The organism is Shewanella sp. ECSMB14102, from assembly GCF_000813075.1.
GTDB lineage: Bacteria > Pseudomonadota > Gammaproteobacteria > Enterobacterales > Shewanellaceae > Shewanella > Shewanella indica.
The window spans coordinates 1-314 of sequence record NZ_JWGX01000133.1; the positions used below are offsets into that span (position 1 = coordinate 1).

The window sequence follows — 314 nt, forward strand, 5'->3', positions numbered from 1 at the left end:
GGCCATCAATGCTGAGTCCCAACTGCTGCTCCGGAAAATCCTTGAAAAAAAAGCTGGCAAACTTATGTTTTGTATTTGATTCAGGACTACTACGTCTAGAGCCCTCATAAAAAACCACCGTCTTCAGTTCTCGTTCCAAGTCTTTAATAACGTATTTTGTGGGTCGATATCTGTCTGCTTTACTGCGCAATTCCTCCACATACTCCAGCCATTGCTCAAGCCTATGCTCACCGATTATCACCCCTTGCTTTTCTGCCTTATCATCCTGATGATAGATATCGATAGAGAACTGCGGCTGACCATAACCCGAGGTG

At 44.6% G+C, this 314-nt stretch carries 1 pseudogene; it reads right to left on the reverse strand.

The features are described 5' to 3' along the window. Nucleotides 1–314: pseudogene (locus RC73_RS20875) on the reverse strand (hypothetical protein); the annotation flags it as partial.